The 19270-nt window shown below is 69.8% G+C and carries 17 protein-coding genes; 11 read left to right on the top strand and 6 right to left on the bottom strand.

Annotated features, from left to right (window positions below):
- From ACE3OU_RS04055 to cobA, 4 genes are all read right to left on the bottom strand, one after another.
- Positions 1-497: hypothetical protein (locus tag ACE3OU_RS04055; RefSeq protein WP_374240259.1), on the bottom strand; the 497-nt coding region annotated here is incomplete at its 3' end.
- A gap of 188 nt (positions 498-685) precedes the next feature.
- A complete protein-coding gene (locus tag ACE3OU_RS04050) occupies positions 686-1561 on the bottom strand; it encodes an EamA family transporter (protein ID WP_374240258.1) in 876 nt (291 codons plus the stop codon).
- A 96-nt stretch (positions 1562-1657) separates the two neighbouring features.
- Positions 1658-3310 carry a fatty acid--CoA ligase gene (locus tag ACE3OU_RS04045; RefSeq protein WP_374240257.1) on the bottom strand — a complete coding sequence of 551 codons (1653 nt, stop codon included), beginning with the start codon at positions 3308-3310 and terminating at the stop codon, positions 1658-1660.
- Positions 3311-3426: 116 nt separating this feature from the next.
- Positions 3427-4317, bottom strand: a complete 891-nt coding sequence (cobA, locus tag ACE3OU_RS04040) for a uroporphyrinogen-III C-methyltransferase (RefSeq protein WP_374240256.1) — start codon at positions 4315-4317, stop codon at positions 3427-3429.
- 153 nt (positions 4318-4470) lie between these two features.
- Between cobA and ACE3OU_RS04035 the strand changes: the two genes are divergently transcribed.
- The 10 genes from ACE3OU_RS04035 to ACE3OU_RS03990 all read left to right on the top strand — a co-directional run bounded on the left by ACE3OU_RS04035 (position 4471) and on the right by ACE3OU_RS03990 (position 15378).
- Entirely contained in the window at positions 4471-6192 is a 1722-nt protein-coding gene (locus ACE3OU_RS04035) for a cytochrome D1 domain-containing protein (RefSeq protein WP_374240255.1), read from the top strand.
- 52 nt (positions 6193-6244) lie between these two features.
- Positions 6245-6562, top strand: coding sequence for a c-type cytochrome (locus ACE3OU_RS04030; RefSeq protein ID WP_374240254.1), 318 nt, complete (start codon positions 6245-6247; stop codon positions 6560-6562).
- 233 nt (positions 6563-6795) lie between these two features.
- Positions 6796-8640 (top strand): hypothetical protein, encoded by a 1845-nt coding sequence (locus tag ACE3OU_RS04025; RefSeq protein WP_374240253.1) that lies wholly within the window; start codon positions 6796-6798, stop codon positions 8638-8640.
- A gap of 129 nt (positions 8641-8769) precedes the next feature.
- A complete protein-coding gene (locus ACE3OU_RS04020) occupies positions 8770-9111 on the top strand; it encodes a cytochrome c (protein WP_374240252.1) in 342 nt (113 codons plus the stop codon).
- A gap of 1 nt (position 9112) precedes the next feature.
- Positions 9113-10288, top strand: a complete 1176-nt coding sequence (locus ACE3OU_RS04015; RefSeq protein WP_374240251.1) for a cytochrome D1 domain-containing protein — start codon at positions 9113-9115, stop codon at positions 10286-10288.
- 2 nt (positions 10289-10290) lie between these two features.
- A complete protein-coding gene (locus tag ACE3OU_RS04010; protein ID WP_374240250.1) occupies positions 10291-11343 on the top strand; it encodes an Lrp/AsnC family transcriptional regulator in 1053 nt (350 codons plus the stop codon).
- A complete protein-coding gene (locus ACE3OU_RS04005; RefSeq protein WP_374240249.1) occupies positions 11340-11810 on the top strand; it encodes an Lrp/AsnC family transcriptional regulator in 471 nt (156 codons plus the stop codon). Before ACE3OU_RS04010 ends, ACE3OU_RS04005 begins: the two co-directional genes overlap by 4 nt.
- On the top strand, positions 11807-12295 hold the full coding sequence (locus ACE3OU_RS04000) for an AsnC family transcriptional regulator (RefSeq protein WP_374240248.1): 489 nt from the start codon (positions 11807-11809) through the stop codon (positions 12293-12295). The genes ACE3OU_RS04005 and ACE3OU_RS04000 overlap by 4 nt, the downstream gene beginning before the upstream one ends.
- A 132-nt stretch (positions 12296-12427) precedes the next feature.
- Positions 12428-13135 carry a substrate-binding periplasmic protein gene (locus ACE3OU_RS03995; protein ID WP_374240247.1) on the top strand — a complete coding sequence of 236 codons (708 nt, stop codon included), beginning with the start codon at positions 12428-12430 and terminating at the stop codon, positions 13133-13135.
- Positions 13136-13149: 14 nt separating this feature from the next.
- Complete coding sequence (locus ACE3OU_RS03990) at positions 13150-15378, top strand: response regulator (RefSeq protein ID WP_374240246.1); 2229 nt, start codon at positions 13150-13152, stop codon at positions 15376-15378.
- Between the two features lie 34 nt (positions 15379-15412).
- Here ACE3OU_RS03990 and ACE3OU_RS03985 read toward each other — a convergent pair whose 3' ends face one another.
- Positions 15413-16312, bottom strand: a complete 900-nt coding sequence (locus tag ACE3OU_RS03985; RefSeq protein ID WP_374240245.1) for a ketopantoate reductase family protein — start codon at positions 16310-16312, stop codon at positions 15413-15415.
- 8 nt (positions 16313-16320) lie between these two features.
- Positions 16321-18618, bottom strand: a complete 2298-nt coding sequence (locus ACE3OU_RS03980) for a penicillin-binding protein 1A (protein ID WP_374240244.1) — start codon at positions 18616-18618, stop codon at positions 16321-16323.
- A 131-nt stretch (positions 18619-18749) separates the two neighbouring features.
- Here ACE3OU_RS03980 and ACE3OU_RS03975 point away from each other — a divergent pair, with 131 nt between their 5' ends.
- The gene (locus tag ACE3OU_RS03975; RefSeq protein ID WP_374240243.1) at positions 18750-19154 is read left to right on the top strand and encodes a hypothetical protein; all 405 of its coding nucleotides are present in this window, start codon (positions 18750-18752) and stop codon (positions 19152-19154) included.
- Positions 19155-19270 lie beyond the last annotated feature (116 nt).

The raw sequence follows: 19270 nt of genomic DNA, 5'->3' as shown, positions 1-19270 counted from the left end.
CACAGGAAGAGGCGGTCGTTGAGGCCGTCGGTCCACAGGTCGGCCAGCGCGGAGCAGCCGTTGGCGAAGGGGCCGCCGCCCCAGTAGTCGTCCTCGTTGAGGAAGACGCTGTCGCCGAAGTCTTTGATGTCATCGAGGTGCGCCTTGTAGCCCCAGCGGAAGCGGATCACCGGCGACCAGTGGGCCTGGGGCTGGATGAAGTTGTCAGCGGAACGCCGGGGCGCGAGAAAACCTTCCGGGTCCAGCTCCGGCGTATACGCGCAGGCGATCAGCCGCCCGGTGTCGTCGCCTGGGAGCGCCAGCTGTGCCGCCTGACGGGCCAGGCGGGTGTTGAGGCCCTCGCACAGGCCCTGCTCGGCGGCGTCGTACCACTCGCCGTCGGAGTTGACGCCATGCACGAAGATGACGACCCCGGGCAGGGGCAGGCGGCAGGGCACGAGCCGCTCCCCGTGGCCGGGGAGCAGCGGGATGGTGCAGGAGATGGCGGGCAGGGGCATGGCGACGCATGGCACCCCCGACTGACTCCAGGCCGGTGGAACGGGGGTGTTGATGTCCATGGAAGTTTATCTGTATAAAATTATACATAAAACCCCATGACATATACCATCAAAATCCACACATCATCCCGGCGGACTGCGCCAGTGGATCCCAGGTTTCACCGTACGGTCAGGCATGACCTGCCGAATCATCCGGGCGAATACCGGGTAATCGACGCCCGCCGCCCGGCCCGGTTGAGGGCCAGCGACAGCAGGATCACCCCGCCGCCGAGGGCGATCTTTTTCAGGTCGGCGTCACGGTTCCAGATCAGCAGGTTCACCAGCAGCCCGAGGGGCACGTGCAGCTCGTTCATCACCGCCAGCGCGCCGGCGTCGACCCGGGTGCTGCCCTTGACCCACCAGAACATGCCGAGGGCCGTGGCGAAGAGGCCCATCCACACCAGCACGCCCCACTGCACCGCGGTGTGGGGCAGCCGGGCCGGGTTGCCGAAGATCAGCCAGGACGGCAGCGCCAGCACCAGCGCGCCGAGAAAGAAATGGCCGAAGAAGCGGTACAGGGGCACATCGAGCGGATGGCGGGCCAGCAGGTGGCGGCACAGCACCTGCCCGGCGGCGAAGGTGGCATTGGCGAGTTGCAGCAGCAGGAAACCCCACAGGTAATCGCCCTCCAGCGGCTGGAAGCGGATCGCCACGCCGCCGCCGACGGCCACCAGCGCCGCCACCAGCGCCCAGGGATTGAAGCGGCGGGCCAGCGCGTCGTCGAGGAGGGTCACGTAGATCGGGGTGAGCACCGTGAACAGCAGCACCTCGGGCACCGTGAGCACACTGAAGCTGCGGTACAGGCACAGGTAAGTGACGCCGAACTGCAGGGCGCCGGCCAGCCACAGGCCTCCCAGCAGCCGCAGGGGCAGGCCGCGCCAGCGGGTGAAGGGGATGAACACCAGCGCGGCGATGGCGACCCGGACCAGCACCGCGAAGTCGCTATCGACCCGGCCGGCCAGGTATTCGCCGATGAGGCTGAAGGAAAAGGCCCACAGCAGGTTGACGGTGACGAGATAGGGCATGGGCAGGGCTCCGCGACGACAGGCCGCGGATTATCCCGGAAACGGCGGCCCGGCGCGGCCCCGGGGAATGGGCCGACGGCGCGCCCGTAGCCCCGCTCAGGCGGGCCCGTCCTCCTCGCGCATCACCCGCTTGTTGAGCTTGCCGACGCTGGTGCGCGGCAGCGCCTCCACGAACTGCACCTGCAGCAGCACCCCGTAGCGGGATATGCCCGAGGCTTCGATGAGCTTCGCCGAGAAATTGCGGATCTCGTGCTCGCTCACCTGGCCGACGCTCGAAGGCTTCAGCGTGACCCGGGCCAGCGGGCGCTCGCCCCATTTCTCGTCGGGCACGCCGATCACCGCCACCTCGGCCACCGCCGGGTGCTGGGCCACCACATCCTCGATCTGCAGCGAGGAGGTCCACTCGCCGCCGGTCTTGATGACGTCCTTCAGGCGGTCGGTGATCTGCAGCCAGCCGGCGCCATCCAGGTGGCCGATGTCGCCGGTGTGCAGCACGCCGCCCTGCCACAGGGCCTCCGAGGCGGCCGGGTCGTGGAGGTAGCCCTGGGTCAGCCACGGGCTGCGCACCACCACCTCGCCCACCGAGCGGCCGTCGCGGGGCTGCTGGGCGAGCTGGTCGTCCACCACCCGCAGGTCCACCAGCGGCAGGGGCGTGCCGGTTTTGGCGCGGAGGGCCGCCTGGGCGTCGGGGCCATCGGCCAGCGCGGCGGTGGACAGCTGGGCGAGGGTCAGGATGGGGCAGGTCTCCGACATGCCGTAGCCGGTGAACACGTCGATGCCCCGCGCCAGCGCCGCCTTCGCCTGGGCCTGGGACAGGGCCGAGCCGCCGATGATGAGCTTCCAGCGGGACAGGTCGATCACCTTGGACAGCGGATGCACCAGCAGCATGTGCAGGATGGTGGGCACGCAGTGGGAGAAGGTGACCCCCTCGTCGCGGATCAGCTTGAGGAGGGTTTCCGGCACGTAGCGGCCCGGGTAGACCTGCTTGAGGCCGAGCATGGTGGCCACGTAGGGCAGGCCCCAGGCGTGCACGTGGAACATCGGGGTGATCGGCATGTACACGTCATCCCGATGCAGGCGCCCCTGCACCGGCGCGTTGCCGAGGGCCGCGGCGGTGGCCAGGGTGTGCATCACCAGCTGGCGGTGGCTGAAATACACGCCCTTCGGCAACCCCGTGGTGCCGGTGGTGTAGAAGGTGGTGGCCTGGGCGTTCTCGTCGAAGTCGGGGAAGTCGTAGTCGGGCGAGGCCGCCGCCAGCAGGGCTTCATACTCGCCGGCCAGCGGGACGGGGGCGGCGCCCTCGACGGGCGCGTCCTCGATCAGCACGAAGCGCTTCACCGTCTCGAGGCGCGGCGCGATGGCGGCGAGGATGGCCAGGAACTCGGCATTCACCAGCACCACGTCGGCGCGGGCGTGGTTGAGGGTGTACAGGATCTGCTCGGGCGTGAGGCGCACGTTCACCGTCTGCAGGATCGCCCCCATCATCGGCACCGCAAAGAAGCACTCGAGATAGCGGTGGCTGTCCCAGTCCATCATCGCCACGGTGTCGCCGGCCGCCACGCCCAGCCCGGCGAGCATGCTGGCCAGCCGGCCGATGCGCTCGCGCAGCACGCGGTAGCTGTGGCGCCGCCCGCCCATGTAGGTGATCTCCTGGTCCGGCGCCACCGCCAGCGGCGTGTGCAGGAGCTGCTTGATGAGCAGCGGGTAGGCGTAGGCGTCGGATGTGCGCTCGACAAGGCGGACGGGCATGGCATTTCCCTCCCATTGTTATGGTTTTATTGAGGTTCGGGAGCTTAACAGGCCGGCCGGCGGTGGACGAGCAGCGGCCGCCCGCAGGCGGCCGGCGCAACGTGGCGTGCGGCGCGTCAGGCGCCCTGCAGCGCCGCCCCGCTGGGCGAGAACCAGGCCAGCCTGTCGGCCAGGCTCACCACCTCGCCGACGATCAGCAGCGCCGGCGGGCGGATGCCGGCCTCGGCGGCCTTGGCCGCCAGGGTCTCGAGGGTGCCGACCACCAGCCGCTGGCGCGGGGTGGTGCCGTTCTCGACGAGGGCCGCCGGGGTGCCGGCGGCGCGGCCGTGGGCGATGAGCGCGGCGCAGTGGGAGGCCAGCATGCCGACCCCCATGTAGATCACCGCGGTCTGGTGGGGCCGCGCCAGGGCCTCCCAGTCGAGCGCCGACTCGCCGGCGCGGCGGTGGCCAGTGGCGAACACCACCGACTGGGCGTAGTCGCGGTGGGTCAGCGGTATGCCGGCGTAGGCGCCGGCCCCGCAGGCGGCGGTGATGCCGGGCACCACCTCGAAGGGCACGCCGGCCTCGAGCAGCTCCTCGAGCTCCTCGCCACCACGCCCGAAGATGAACGGGTCGCCGCCCTTCAGGCGCACCACCTGGCGGCCCTCCCGGGCCAGGCGCACCAGCAGCCGGTTGATCTCTTCCTGGGGCAGGGTGTGGTGGCCGGACTCCTTGCCGACGTAGATCATCTCGGCGCCGCGGCGGGCGAACTGCAGCACGCCGTCGCTCACCAGGTGATCGACCACCAGCGTGTCGGCCTGCCCGATCAGGCGGGCGGCGCGCAGGGTGAGCAGCTCCGGGTCGCCGGGGCCGGCGCCGACCAGGGCGACCCGGCCCATCGCGCCGGCATCGAGCGGGCGGGGGGTGTCGGCTCCTTCGGCCCGCCGGCTGCCGACCCACTGGTCGAGGAGTGAACGCAGGGTGCCGGTGGCCGGCAGGGCGAGGCTTGCGGTGACGGGCGGCGGCATGGCGGTACTCCCGGGATCATGACGGAAGGAATCTATCAGTCAGAGCGGTTTTTCGAACTTGACCCCTGTCAAGGAAGGGGAATGCCCCACTGGCGCACCCTTGCCGGCAAGCGGGATTGTCCGCTCGTCGCGTTCATTCAAGGGAGATGCACTATGAGAATCTGGAAGACCGGAGCAATCGCCGCGGCCCTGCTGCCGATGGCCATGGCACAAGCCTTTGCCGAAGAAGCCAAGACGACGACCAACGCGCCGGAGGCCAAGTACCAGTCGGCCAGCTCGCCGCTGGCCAATGTCGAGATGTACCAGGACATCAACCCGAAGGCTCCGCCGCTGACCAAGGCCGAGTTCGACAAGGCCCGCCAGATCTACTTCGAGCGCTGCGCCGGCTGTCACGGCGTGCTGCGCAAGGGCGCCACCGGCAAGCCGCTGACTCCCGATAAAATGCTGGCCGCCGGCACCGATTACCTCAAAGTGTTCATCAAGTACGGCTCCCCCGCCGGCATGCCCAACTGGGGCACCTCGGGCGAGCTCAGCGACGACGAGGTCGACCTGATGGCCCGCTACATCCAGCAAACGCCTCCGCAGCCGCCCGAGTACGGCCTGAAGGACATGAAGGCGACCTGGAAGGTCATCGTGCCGCCCGAGGCGCGCCCGAAGAAGAAGATGAACAACTACAACCTCGAGAACATCTTCTCGACCACCCTGCGCGATGCCGGCGAGATCGCGCTGATCGACGGCGACACCAAGAAGATCATCAACATCATCAAGACGGGCTACGCGGTGCACATCTCGCGCATGTCCGCCTCGGGCCGCTACCTGTTCGTGATCGGCCGCGATGCCAAGATCAACATGATCGACCTGTGGATGGAGAAGCCCGACAACGTCGCCGAGATCCGCGTCGGTCTCGAGGCCCGTTCGGTCGAGACCTCCAAGTACAAGGGCTACGAGGACAAGCTGGCCATCGCCGGCACCTACTGGCCGCCCCAGTACGTGATCATGAACGGCGACACCCTCGAGCCGCTCAAGATCATGGCCACCCGCGGCATGACAGTCGGCGAGCAGGAATACCACCCCGAGCCGCGCGTCGCCTCCATCGTTGCCTCGCACTACAAGCCGGAGTTCGTCGTCAACGTCAAGGAGACCGGCAAGACGCTGATGGTGAACTACAGCGACATCAACGAGATCACCACCAAGGAGATCCCGGTCGCCAAGTTCCTTCACGACGGCGGCCTCGACAGCTCGAAGCGCTACTTCATGATCGCTGCCAACCAGTCCAACAAGATCGGCGCGGTCGACCTCAAGGACGGCAAGCTGGCCGGGCTGATCGACGTGGGCAAGATCCCGCACCCGGGCCGCGGCGCCAACTTCACCCATCCCAAGTACGGCCCGGTGTGGGCCACCGGCCACCTGGGCGACGAGACCATCGCCCTGATCGGCACCGACCCGGCCAAGCACAAGCAGTACGCCTGGAAGATGGTCGAATCGCTGAAGGGCCCGGGCGGAGGCGCGCTGTTCGTCAAGAGCCACCCGAAGTCCAAGCACCTGTGGTCCGACGCCCCGCTGAACCCCGATCCGAAGATCTCCCAGTCGATCGTGGTGTATGACATCAACAACCTGGCCGCCGGCTACCAGACCCTGCCGATCGCCGAGTGGGCCGGCCTGAAGGACGACGGTGCCAAGCGCGTGGTTCAGCCGGAGTACAACAAGGCCGGCGACGAGGTGTGGTTCTCGGTGTGGAGCGCCAAGAACAAGGAATCCGCCATCGTGGTGGTGGACGACAAGACGCTCAAGCTGAAGGCCGTGATCAAGGACCCGCGCCTGATCACCCCCACCGGCCACTTCAACGTCTATAACACCCAGCACGACGTCTACTGACCCGTGCCGCCGCCGGTTTGCGCCGGCGGCGCATCGCCAAAGGAGTTAACCGATGAAATATCCCCTGATTCTCGCCGCCCTCCTCGCCACCGCCGCGAGCAGCAGCGCCCTCGCCGCCGACCCGGCCGCCGCCGCCCAGAAGGCCGGCTGCATGGCCTGCCACGCGATGGACAAGAAGCTGGTCGGCCCGGCCTTCAAGGACGTCGCCGCCAAGTACAAGGGCCAGGGCGACGCCGTCGCCAAGCTCTCCGACAAGGTCCGCAAGGGCGGCTCCGGCGTCTGGGGCCCGATCCCGATGCCGCCGAACCCCGCCGACAAGATCAACGACGGCGACCTGAAGGACGTCGTCGGCTGGATCCTGAAGGGCTGAGACACCGGCCGCCTGCAAGCCGCTCCACCAGCAAGGCGGAACCCCTCCGGGTTCCGCTTTTTTCATTAATACTTCAGTAATATTTCGCGTTTAAGTCGGATTAGAGCACCAAAAATCTGCCATCTCGCAACAAAACACAAATTCAATTTTTTTGTTAAAGCTTGTTTCCAGAATGCCGATTAGCGGTTGAGTTTTCCCAAAAACAACACGCCTCACTCACTGGAGCAAGCATCATGTCTGCCAAACTCTCGGTCATCGCCATCGCTGTAAGCAGTGCCCTCCTGTTGTCCGCCTGCGGAGGCGGTGGTGGGGGTGGAACGACCGCCGCGCCGTCGTCCGTCATCACGGGCACGGCGGCGGCCGGCGCACCCATCATCGGCAAGGTCACGGTCAAGGACAGCCTCGGCGCCCAGAAGACCGTCGACATCGAGGCCGACGGCACCTACCGGGTCGACGTGGCCGACATGACCGGCCCCTTCCTGTTCCGCGCCGCCGGCACCGTCGGCGGGCGTGACGTCGTCTACGTCTCGGCGGCCACCAGCGCCGACGTGGGCAACACCATCAACATCACGCCGTTCACCGACCTGATCGTCGCCAACATCGCCGGCATGGCCGCCGAGCAGTACTTCACCAACAACAACCCCAGCGCCACCACACTCACCGCCTCCGAGCTCAGCACCGCCACCACGACGCTCACCACGCGCCTCAAGCCGGTGCTCGAGGCCATGGGCGTCGCCGCCTCCATCGACCTGCTGCGCACCACCTTCAAGGCCGACCGCAGCGGCCTCGACGCGGTGATGGACGTGGTCAAGGTCACCGTCGACCCGACGACCGCCCAGGCCACCATCAAGAACCTGATCACCGCCCAGGAAATCAAGGACGACCTGCAGCAGAAGACCGACGCCGACGCGCTGCCGGCACCCACCACGGACCAGGAAGCCGCCCTCAAGACCGCCGTCACCGACCTCGGCCAGATCGACGCGGCCTTCAAGCTGATCAACAGCTACATCGCCACGGAAGTGCCCAGCGGCGCCCGGCTCGAAAGCCTGCGTGCGCTGTTCGACCCCGAGTTTCTCGATTTCGGCCAGACCCTCGACCAGCTGATGAGCAGCGAGGGCCTCCTCAACGCCAACAACGTGGGCATGACCCTCTCCAACCCGGTCATCGTCAAGCGCTCGGCGGACGGCAGCATCATGTGGGTGCGCTACCAGTTCAAGAACGACACCTACGGCGAGAACGGCTCCGAAGTCATGGCCTTCCGCAAGGACGCTAACGGCAAATGGCGCGCCCTCGGCAACCGCCAGCTGGGCGACACCTCGATCCAGGCCGTCAACGCCCGCCATCTCTCCGGCGGGCAATACACCTACCAGCGCGTCATGGAGTTCTGGGTCGACGAGCGGACCGACAACCGCGTGCAGTACGTCAACATCACCGGCCCGGGCCTGCCGGGCAACTGGACGCTCGGTGATCGCACGGTCCAGGGCATCGTGCTGAAGCGCAGCACCAACGCCGGCCTCGCCCCCTTCGTCACCCTCAACAAGGCCGGCAACGTCCAGGGCGGGTCGTGGATCTACCTGTGCGGCGACGCCCAGTGGCTCGGCGCAAACGACATCTGCGTCGACGGCAGCCAGCTCGGGGTCGATAACGAATACGCCGTCACCTACTACGACATCAACGGCAACGAACTCAACGATCCGCTCGGCAGGAACTTCAAGATCACCGTGCCGCGCGCGCCGCGCTCCAACGACGACGCCGAGGCCAATGCCAGCCAGTGGTTCGCCACGTTCACCGAGTTTGCGCCGGCGACGTTCTCGCAGATCACCAAGGGCAGCGCCATCACCTACAGCTGGACCCTGCCGGGCAACACCCTCTACTTCCCGCAGGATATCGGCTTCTCGGCGAACAACGTCTCCTTCAGCCAGAACGTGAAGCCCACCGCCACCGTCGGCGTGGTCGGCACCTGGGACTCCGATGTGTCGCCGACGGCAAGCGTCGGCGGCAACCCGCCGAACGCCTGGATCCACGTCAAGGGCCCCTACAACCGGCGCTTCGTCACCACCATCACCTATCCCAACTAAGCCCCGCACCCCTCACCGCCCTGCCACACGCAGGGCGGTTTTCATTTGGCCCCGGCCATCTTGACACCCATCAATGCCCCTCCTGCGCTGTCGACCTTAAGGTGTCGGTGTCGTCTGGAGGAGCTTGTGATGGACAAATCCCTATTGATCCACGTTGCCGTGCTGCTCGGCCTCACCGCGGTGGCGGTGAGCACGGCCCAGGCCGCCGAACCGGCGCCGGCCCGCCAGCAGGAACTCGTGCATCTGGTCCGCCAGGACTGCGGCTCGTGCCACGGCATGCGCCTCGCCGGCGGCCTCGGCCCCGCGCTGCTGCCCGCCCGCCTCGCCGACTGGCCCGACGAATCCCTCGTCGCCACCATCCTGCACGGCCGCCCCGGCACCGCGATGCCCGGCTGGCAGCGCTTCATGAACGAAGCCGAGGCCGGCTGGATCGTCGCCCGCCTCAAGCAGGGCTTCCCGGAGGCCGACTGACATGCGCCTGCGCCCCCTGCTCCTCGCCAGCCTGGCCGCCCTCGCCGGCTGTGCCACCACCCCGCCCGAGGCCCTGCGCGGCACCGGCGACCTGGGCGTGGTCATCGAACGCGCCGCCGGCCGGGTGCAGATCGTCGAGCACAGCCGCAACACCCGCCTCGCCACCGTGGCCGGCCTCGGCGACCTCTCCCACGCCCACGTCACCTTCTCCCGCGACGGGCGCTTCGCCTACGTGTTCGGGCGTGACGGCGGGCTCACCAAGGTCGACCTGCTGGCCCGCCGCATCGACAAGCGCATCATCCAGGCCGGCAACTCGATCGGCGGCTCCATCTCCCAGGACGGCCGGCTGATCGTCGCGCAAAACTACGAGCCCGGCGGCATCAAGGCCTTCGACGCCGACACCCTCGAGCTGCTCTCCGAGGTGCCCGCCGAATACGCCCCCGGCCAGTTCTCCAAGGTCGTCGGGCTGGCCGACGTGTCCGGCCAGCGCTTCGTTTACGCCCTCTTCGAGGCCGGCGAGATCTGGGTCACCGACTTCAGCGATCCGCGCCACCCCACCACCACCCGCTACCCGGCCGGCAAGCAGCCCTACGACGGCCTCGTGACGCCCGACGGGCGCTACTTCCTGGCCGGCCTGTTCGGCGAGGACGGCATCTCGCTGCTCGACCTGTGGCAGCCCGCGGGCGGCGCGCGCAAGATCCTCGCCGGCTACGGCCGCGGCGAGCAGAAGCTGCCGGTCTTCAAGATGCCCCACCTGCGCGGCTGGTCGCTGGCCGGCGGGCTGGCCTGGCTGCCCGCCATCGGCCGCCACGAGGTGCTGGTCGCCGACGCCCGCAGCTGGCAGGAAACCGCCCGTGTGCCGGTCAAGGGCCAGCCGGTGTTCGTGATGGCGCGCCCCGACGGGCGCCAGGTGTGGGTCAACTTCGCCTTCCCCGACAACGAATGGGTGCAGGTCATCGACACCGTCGACAAACGCGTGGTGCACACCTTCAGCCCCGGCAAGGCGGTGCTGCACATGGAGTTCGAGCCCCGCGGCGAGGAGGTCTGGCTGTCCGCCCGCGACAGCAACCGGGTCACCGTGGTGAACACCACCACCTTCGCGACCCGCAGCGAGCTCCCCGCCGACGCGCCGTCGGGCATCTTCTTCACTGCCCGCGGGCAGCGCATCGGGTTCTGACGATGGATACCGTCACCCACCTCGCCCACGGGGGCACGGCCCTGCCGCCGGGCCCGCCCCAGACACGCCCAGCGATCGCCGACACCGACCCCCTCGACTTCGCCCTGCTCAACGACTTCCAGCGCGGCTTCCCGCTGGTCGCCGAACCGTGGGCGCAGCTCGCCGCGCAGCTCGGCTGCGATGCCGGCGAGGTGCTCGCCCGCCTCGAGCGGCTGCGCGACGCGGGCAAGGTCAGCCGCGTCGGGCCGGTCTTCGCCCCCAACCGGATCGGCGCCAGCACCCTCGCCGCGATGGCCGTGCCGGTGGGTGAGCTGCCCCGGGTGGCGGCCATCGTGAACAGCTTCGCCGGCGTCAATCACAACTACCGGCGCGAACACCGCTACAACCTGTGGTTCGTCGCCAGCAGCACCGACGAGGCCACCCTCGCCCGCCTGCTCGCCCGGATGGGCGCCGCCACCGGCTGCCCGCCGATCGCCCTGCCGCTGGTCGAGGAGTTCCACATCGACCTGGGCTTCGACCTCGCCAGCGGCCGCCGCACCCGCCACGTGGTTGACGCCGGCGCGCCGCGGCCACAACTGTCGGCGGCCGACTGGCGGCTGATCGACGCCCTCCACGACGGCCTGCCCTGGCAGCCGCGCCCCTTCCAGGCGGTGGCCGACGCCGCCGGGCTGGGCGAAGCCGCGGTGCTCGCCACCCTCGCCGGCTGGCTGGGCGACGGCACCCTGCGGCGCTTCGGGGTGGTCGTGAAGCACCGCGAACTCGGCTACCGGGCCAACGCCATGTGCGTGTGGGCGGTGCCGGAGGCCGAGGTCAGCCGCCTCGGCCACCTGCTGGCCGGCCACGACGGCGTCAGCCTGTGCTACCGCCGCCGCCCCGACGGCGACTGGGCCTACAACCTGTTCTGCATGATCCACGGCCGCTCCCGCGAGGCCGTGGCCGCCCGCCGCGAGGCCCTCGCCGCCGCGGTCGGCCTGGCCGCCTTCCCCCACGCGGTGCTGTTCTCCACCGACTGCTACAAGCAGTGCGGCGCCCGCTACCAGGCCCCGGCCCCATGACCGCCCAGCGCCCCGCCACGCCCCTCGACGACCTCGACCGGCGCATCATCAACGCGCTGCAGGGCGGCTTCCCGCTCTGCGACGAACCCTACCGGGAGGTCGCCGACGGCCTCGGTACCACCGAGGCCGAGCTGCTCGCCCGGCTGCAGCGGCTGCTCGACGCCCGCGTGCTGACCCGCTTCGGCCCGATGTTCCAGATCGAGCGCCTCGGCGGGCGCTTCGTGCTGGCCGCGCTGGCGGTGCCCGAGGAACGCTTCGACGAGGTCACGGCCCTCGTCAACGCACTGCCCGAGGTGGCCCACAACTACCGCCGCGAGCACCGCCTCAACATGTGGTTCGTGCTCGCCACCGAGACGCCGGCCGGCATCGCCCAGGCCATCGCCCGCATCAAGGCCGCCACCGGCCTGCCGGTGTTCGCCTTTCCCAAGCTGCAGGAGTTCTTTGTGGACATGAGGCTGAAGGCATGAGCACCCCCGACGACCTCGACCGCCGCCTCGTCATCGCCACCCAGGCCGGCCTGCCCCTGGTGCCGCGCCCCTACGAGCAGCTCGCCGAACAGCTCGGCACGACCGCGGCGGAGGTCAAGGCGCGCCTCGCCGCGATGCTGGAAGCCGGCCGCATCCGCCGCATCGGCGCGGTGCCCAACCACTATGCCCTCGGCTACACCGCCAACGGCATGTCGGTGTGGGATGTGGACGACGCCCGCATCCACGCCCTCGGCGAAGCCGTCGGCCGGCTCGACTTCGTGACCCACTGCTACGAACGCCCGCGGCGCCTGCCCGAGTGGCCCTACAACCTCTTCGCGATGGTCCACGCCGGCGACCGGGCCACCGTGCTGGCCCGGGTGGAAGAGATCGCCACCCTGCTCGGGCCGGCCTGCCGCGGCCACGACGTGCTGTTTTCAACCGCAATCCTCAAAAAAACCGGCCTGCGCATCGGCGGTGACGGCTGACCCTGCCCAAGAGGCTCAAGACCGGGCATGATCGGACCGTAAAACGTCTGGTACCGGCACATCCTGGGCCTCCCGGCCCGCTCCGGCGGAACACCCCGCCCGGCGGGAGGCGCACAACACAGAGAAACGATCATGCGCGCCTTTTTGCTTGCAGGCCTCCTGCTGGTGTTCGGCCTGGCTCCGGCCGTCGCCGGCAACCCGACCCTCACCCTCAGCACCAACAACACGCCGCTCGACCGCAAGGCCCTCGAGCAGCTCTCCCAGGAGAGCCTGCGCCGCATCGGCGTCGACCTCAAGCTGGTCAGCCTGCCCTCCGAGCGCTCGCTCACCGCCGCCAACCTGGGCGAGGTCGATGGCGAGGGGCTGCGTGTCGGCGGCCTCGGCGGGCCCGACGGCCCCTACCCCAACCTCATCCAGGTGCCCGAGCGCTTCGTGCGGATCAGCTTCGTCGCCTTCTCCAAGAACGCCACGATCTCCCTCGACAACGGCTGGGACAGCCTCAAGCCCTACCGCATCGCCTTCATCAACGGCTGGAAGATGTTCGAGGCCAACGCCCAGGGCGCGCGGGTCGTGAACAAGGTGGACAAGCCCGAGCAGCTGTTCCGCATGCTCGACGAGGGCCGCGTCGACCTGGTGCTCTACACCCACGCCGACGGCCTGCTGCTCGCCCGCAACCTCGGGCTGACCTCCGTGGCCCCCCTGTCGCCGGCCCTCAAGGAGGTGGACATGTACCTCTACCTGCACAAGAAACACCAGGCCCTGGTGCCGAAGCTGACCCAGGCGATCCGCGACCTCAAGGCCGACGGCTCCTACAACCGCATCCTCTCGGCGATCTACTGACCCCCACTCCCTGAATGAGCCTTCCGACAGCGCCCCAACGTGAGCCCCTCCGCGACCACCTCGGCCTGACCAGCCGCGTGGTGCGCCGCCTGCTGCTGTGGGCCTTCCTGGTGGGCGGTGCGGGCACCCTGGCCGTTTCGCTGGGCGAATCGGTGTACGCCTACGAGCGGCACCACGACAACCTGGCCGTGCAGCTCCAGTCCATCGGCCGCTTTGCGGCCCCCGCGCTGGCCAAGAGCGCCTGGGCCTTCGACCGCGACCAGATCGAGGTGCAGCTCAGGAGCTTCACCCGGCTCCCCGACGTGTCGTCGGTGCGGCTCAACCTCAAGGGCCAGGAGCCGCTCCAGTTCGGCGCCACCGGCCTCTCCTCCGACACCTTCGAGCACAGCCTCCCGCTGGTCTACGAAGAAGACGGCCAGCTCCACGTGCTCGGCAGCCTCACCCTCATCAAGGACCTCCAGGCGGAGCACAGCACCATCATCCGCCAGTGGATCACCACCTTCGCCGGCAACGCGCTGGTGATCCTGCTGGTGGCCGTCGTCTCGGTGCTGATCTACCAGGCGGTGGTCACCCGGCGTCTCGTCACCATCGCCCGCCGGCTGCGCGCGGTGACCGCCGACGACCTGCGCCGCCAGGCCTTCATCCCGGAGGTGGCCCCGAAGGCCTCGATCCACGACGAGATCGACGAGCTGGCCGCCTCCATCGACACCCTGCAGCGCACCGGCAGCGCCGCCCTGATCGCCGCCGACCGCAACGAGGCCCGCTACCGCGCGGTGATCGAGAGCATCGGCGAGGGCATGCTGACGGCCGACGCCCAGGGGCGCATCGTGTCGGCCAACCCCGCCGCCGAGGCCATGCTGGGCTACGCCGCCGGCGAGCTGCGCGGCCACCCCGCCGTCGAGCTGATCGCCGACGCCGCCAGCGGCCTGACCCTCGACAGCCTGGTCGGCCCCATCACCGAGATCGAGGCCCGCCACAAGACCGGGCCGCGGGTCGCGGCGGAGCTCACCGTGTCGCCGATGGCGGTGCCCGACGACATCCACTACGTGCTGATCCTGCGGGACATCCGCGAGCGCCGCAAGGCCGAGAACGCCGAGGCCGCCAGCGTGGCCAAGAGCGCCTTCCTGGCCAACATGTCCCACGAGATCCGCACCCCGATGAACGCCATCATCGGCATGACCCACCTGATGCGGCGCGAAGGCGTGACCCCGCGCCAGGCCGAGCGCCTCGACAAGATCAGCATCGCCGGGCAGCACCTGCTGGACGTCATCAACAGCGTCCTCGACCTCTCCAAGATCGAGGCCGGCAAATTCACCCTCGACGACACCACCCTCGACGTGGCGGCGCTGGTGGGCAACGTGGCCTCCATCGTCTTCAACCAGGCCCAGGCCAAGCAGCTCAAGCTGCTCCTCCAGACCCAGGCCCTGCCCCGCCCGCTGCGCGGCGACCCGACCCGGCTGCGCCAGGCCCTGCTCAACTACACCAGCAACGCGATCAAGTTCACCGAAACCGGCAGCATCACCCTGCGCACCACCCTCGTCGACGAAGACGCCGACAGCGTGCTGGTGCGCTTCGAGGTGCAGGACACCGGGATCGGCATCGCCCCGGCCGACATGGAGCGCCTGTTCTCCAGCTTCGAGCAGGCCGACAACTCCACCACCCGCCGCTACGGCGGCACCGGCCTGGGTCTCGCGATCACCCGCAAGCTGGCCCAGATCATGGGCGGCGACGCCGGCGCCACCAGCACCGAGGGCGTCGGCAGCACCTTCTGGTTCACCGCCCGGCTCGCCCGGGACACCTGCCCGCCGGACGGCGTGCCGTCCGAAACCACCACCGAGGCCACCCTGCTGCGCCGCCACCGGGGCCGGCGCATCCTGCTGGTGGAAGACGAACCGATCAACCGCGAAGTCACCCTCGGCCTGCTCGAAGAACTCGAGCTGGAGGTGGACATCGCCGAGGACGGGCTGGAGGCCATCGAGCGGGTCGAAACCCAGGCCTACGACGTGGTGCTGATGGACATGCAGATGCCGCGCATGGACGGCCCCGAGGCCACCCGCCGGATCCGCAAGCTCGCCCGCTGCCGCAACCTGCCGATCCTGGCGATGACCGCCAACGTCTTCGCCGAGGACAAGGCGCGCTGCTTCGAGGCCGGCATGAACGACTTCATCGGCAAGCCCATCGAGCCCGAGCAGCTGTTCTCGACCCTCCTCAAGTGGCTCGCCAGGCCGGCCCACGAATTCTGAAGCGGCGGCCCGGGGCCTGAGCGGGCCGCCGGGCTCAGGCGCGGGCGGCCGCCTCCAGCACCTTCACCAGCGCAAACACCGCCCGGTGGGTGGGCAGCTCGACGCCCCGGCGCGCGGCCATCGCCAGCAGGCTGCCGGTGATCGCGTCGATCTCGGTGCGCCGGCCGGCCAGCACGTCCTGCAGCATGCTGGCCCGGTTGGCGCCGGTGGCGCGGGCCACCGCGATCACCCGCTCGCGGGCGGCGGCCTCGTCGAGGGCCAGCCCTTCAGCACGCAGCACCGGCCAGGCCTCGGCCAGCAGGGCGTCGAAGAGCGGCCGCTGGGGCAGCTCCAGCACCGCCCCGTTGGGCACCCGGAAGATCGCCGCCAGCGGGTTGATCACCACGTTCATCAGCAGCTTGGCGAGGCGCGCCGCAACGATCTGCGGCTCGACCCGGGCGGCGATGCCGGCCTCCGCCAGCCGCGCCGCGACGGCCTCGAAACCCGGCGGCAGCAGGGTCTCGCCGGCGCCGGCCGGGCGCACCCCGGCCCCGTCGCGAAACGCCCCCTCGGTGGTGATGCCCTGCCCCGCCGGCAGGCCGCCGCACACCTCGCCCAGCACCTCGCCGACCAGCCCGTTCTGCAGCGACACCACGCCGCGGGGGCGCAGCGCCAGCGCGGTGCGCGCCGCCGCGGCGGTGTCGTAGGTCTTGACCAGCAGGATCACCCAGTCGGCGGCGGGCAGGCGCTCCGGACCGAAGGCTTCGGGGCAAAAGACCGCGTCGCCCACCGGCACGCCGGCCCGCAGCCTTTCGGCCTGGGCCTCGCTGCGGGCGACCAGCGCCACCGGCCCGGTGGCGGCCAGCCGGGCGGCAAAGGTGAGCCCCAGGGCGCCAGCCCCGACGATGGCGACGGGGTAGCGCGGCAGAACAACGGAAGACGGGTCGGCGGGCATGGCGGCGCTCAAGGTCTGGGGGCCGGCGGCAGCGGCTCGTCGGGGCCCGGCACCGGCGGCTGCCAGGGTGGCTCGGTGGCGGCGGGCGGCGCCGGCTCGACGGGCGGCGGAGCATCGGCGGGCCGTTTGCGGCGCTTGGGAGCAGGCTCCGGCTCGGGTTCGGGCGCCGGGGTGAACAGGCCCTTCACCCAGCTCCAGCCCCGCGCCAGCAGGCCGGGTTCTTCGGTGGACACGAAGCGCGCCTTCGGGTCGACGAGGCGGTTGGCCAGCGCGTAGTGGAAGGTATCGCCCACCACCGGCAGGGCGCTGCGGGCCCCCTGGCCCCAGTAGTCGCTGCGCAGGGTGATGCGGTTGTCGTTGAAGCCGGCCCAGGCCCCGCCCACCAGCTGCGGGTGCATCAGGATGAACCAGCCGTCGGTGTTGTCCTGGGTGGTGCCGGTCTTGCCGGCGAGGTCGGCGCGCAGCCCGAACTGGCGGCGGATCGCGCTGCCGGTGCCGCGGTCCACCACCCCGCGCATCACGTCGAGCAGGGTGTAGGCCGGCCCCGGCGCCAGGGCCTCCTCGGGCGCGGCGGGGGCGAAGGCTTCGAGCAGCGTGCCATCCTTGTCCTCGACGCGGGTCACCAGCATCGGCTCGAGGTAGGCGCCGCCGTTGGCGAGGGTGGCGTAGGCGCTCACCATCTCCCGGAGGGTCACCGGGCTGGTGCCGAGGGCCAGGGACGGCACCTCTTCGAGCGGGCTCTGGCGCACCCCCATCGCGCGGGCGAGGCGCGCCACCCGGGCCGGGCCGACGTCGCCCATCAGCTGGGCGGTGATGCGGTTGCGGGAATACGCCAGCCCGTCGCGCAGGCTCACCGGCTCGCCGCTGGGAGCCGCCTCGTCGCTGGGGCGCCAGACTTCGCCGTTGGGCAGGGTGATCTCCACCGCCTGGTCCACCCGGGTGTCGGCGGGGCTCATGCCCTTCGCGAAGGCGGCGCCATACACGAAGGGCTTGAAGGTGGAGCCCGGCTGGCGGCGGGCCTGCTGGACATGGTCGAAGGGGTCCTGCACGAAGTCGCGGCTGCCGACCCAGGCGCGCACCTGGCCCGTGCGCGGGTCGATGGCCATGAAGCCGAGCTGCACCCGCGTCTTGTCGCGCCGGAGGGCGTCGATGAAGGCCCGGTCGTCGGCCAGGCGCTTGAGCACGGCGTCGGGCGCCTCGCCGGCGGCGACGGCGGCGCGGTAGGGCTTCGATTCGCGGATGAAGGCCTCCACCAGCGCCGGGCTGGCGCCCCAGCCCTTGCGCCAGGCCTCGTCGGCGAGGGCCTGCAGCTGGCGGCCGCGACGCACCACGGCCTGGGTGGCCTGGGCCTGCAGGCGGCCGTCGAGGGTGGTGCGCACCACCAGACCGTCGGTGTAGATGTTGTAGCCGCGGCGGTCGGCCCACTCGATCAGCCAGCGGCGCACCTGCTGGGCAAAGTGCGGCGCCGGGCCGGGGGCCTCCAGCTGGCGCTCGAAGTCGATGCGCAGCGGCTTCTTCTGCAGGGCCTCCAGGCGGGCCGGGTCGAGCCCGCCGCGCCGGGCCATCTGGGCCAGCACGGTGTTGCGCCGGGCCACCGCCCGCTCGGGGTTCTGCACCGGGTTGTAGTAGCTGTTGCCCTTCAGCATGCCCACCAGGGTGGCGCTCTCGAGCACGTCCAGGCTGCGCGCCGGCTTGTCGAAGTAGGTGCGCGCCGCCATCTCGATGCCCCAGGCGTTGTACAGGAAGGGCACGGTGTTGAGGTAGGTCTCGAGGATCTCGTCCTTGCTGTAGACAGCCTCGATCTTCAGCGCGGTGATCGCCTCCTTGAGCTTGCGGGTCAGGGTGGGCGCGCGGCCGATCTCGTCGGGGTAGAGGTTGCGGGCGAGCTGCTGGGTGAGCGTCGAGCCGCCCTGGCGCTCGCCCGAGAAGGTGCGCAGCATGGCGCCGCCGAGGCGGTAGAAGTCGATGCCGTGGTGTTCGTAGAAGCGGTGGTCCTCGGTGGCGATCAGCGCCGTCTTCACCGACGGGGCGATCTGCGCCAGCCCCACCCACTCCCGGTTGGCCCACTTGAACACGGCGATCTCGCGGCCGTCCGCCGACAGCACCCGCGCCGGCTGCTCCAGCCGCGCCTTGCGGATGTCGCTGATGCCGGGGGTGAACGGGATCAGGATCAGGCTATAAAGAAACAAGGCCCCCGGCACCGCCGCGACGGCCAGGGCCACGCCCCGCCGGGTGGGCCGGCGCAGGCGGGCCAGCAGGGGCTGCAGGTGCCGGGCGGCCCGGGCGGGGAGATCGGAGGGAAGCATCGAAGTGATCGGAAAGTGCTCGAAAAAGGGTCGGGCGCGGCACGCGATGGCTGGCGTTTTATCACAGATCGGCCCGCCCGCCGCGCCCGATAAATACCGCACACCTTAGGGTTATCACGGAGTCAAGCGCCATGCCGACAGACCGTAAAGTGTTGCATGCCCCGGCCCGCGGCAGCGACGCCGGCACGCCGGGCACGCACCAACCGTGGACCACCGAGATGACTTCCGACACCACCGACTCCAAGGACATTCCCCACCGCTTCTGGCTGCTGGTCATGCTGCGCTCGCTGGCCAAGGGCCACCCGCTGGTCGTCACCGGCCCCGCCTCGTTCCAGAGCTTCCTGGACGGCCTGCCCCATGTGGCGATCCTGTTCCAGTACATCCTCGAGCACGAATGGATCGCCGAGCGCGAATCCCGCGACGGCATCCACTTCTACCGCATCACCCGGCGCGGCTTCGACTTCTGGCGCGAAGGCGAGCAGTGGTGGCGCAGCCTGACCTGGAGCGACCGCCTGCGGGTGCGCCTGGTGGGCTGAAGCGCCGGGCGACGGGCGGCAAGGCGGCCGGAAAAAGGCCGGCATCGGGCGCAAGACCACCGGCGAAAGCGGGGATAATGGCGCCCAATTCATTTTGGACGCCATTTCAGGATTCC

Source organism: Zoogloea sp., assembly GCF_041908905.1.
Classification (GTDB): Bacteria; Pseudomonadota; Gammaproteobacteria; order Burkholderiales; family Rhodocyclaceae; genus Zoogloea.
This window is presented reverse-complemented; position numbering and strand designations above follow the sequence as displayed.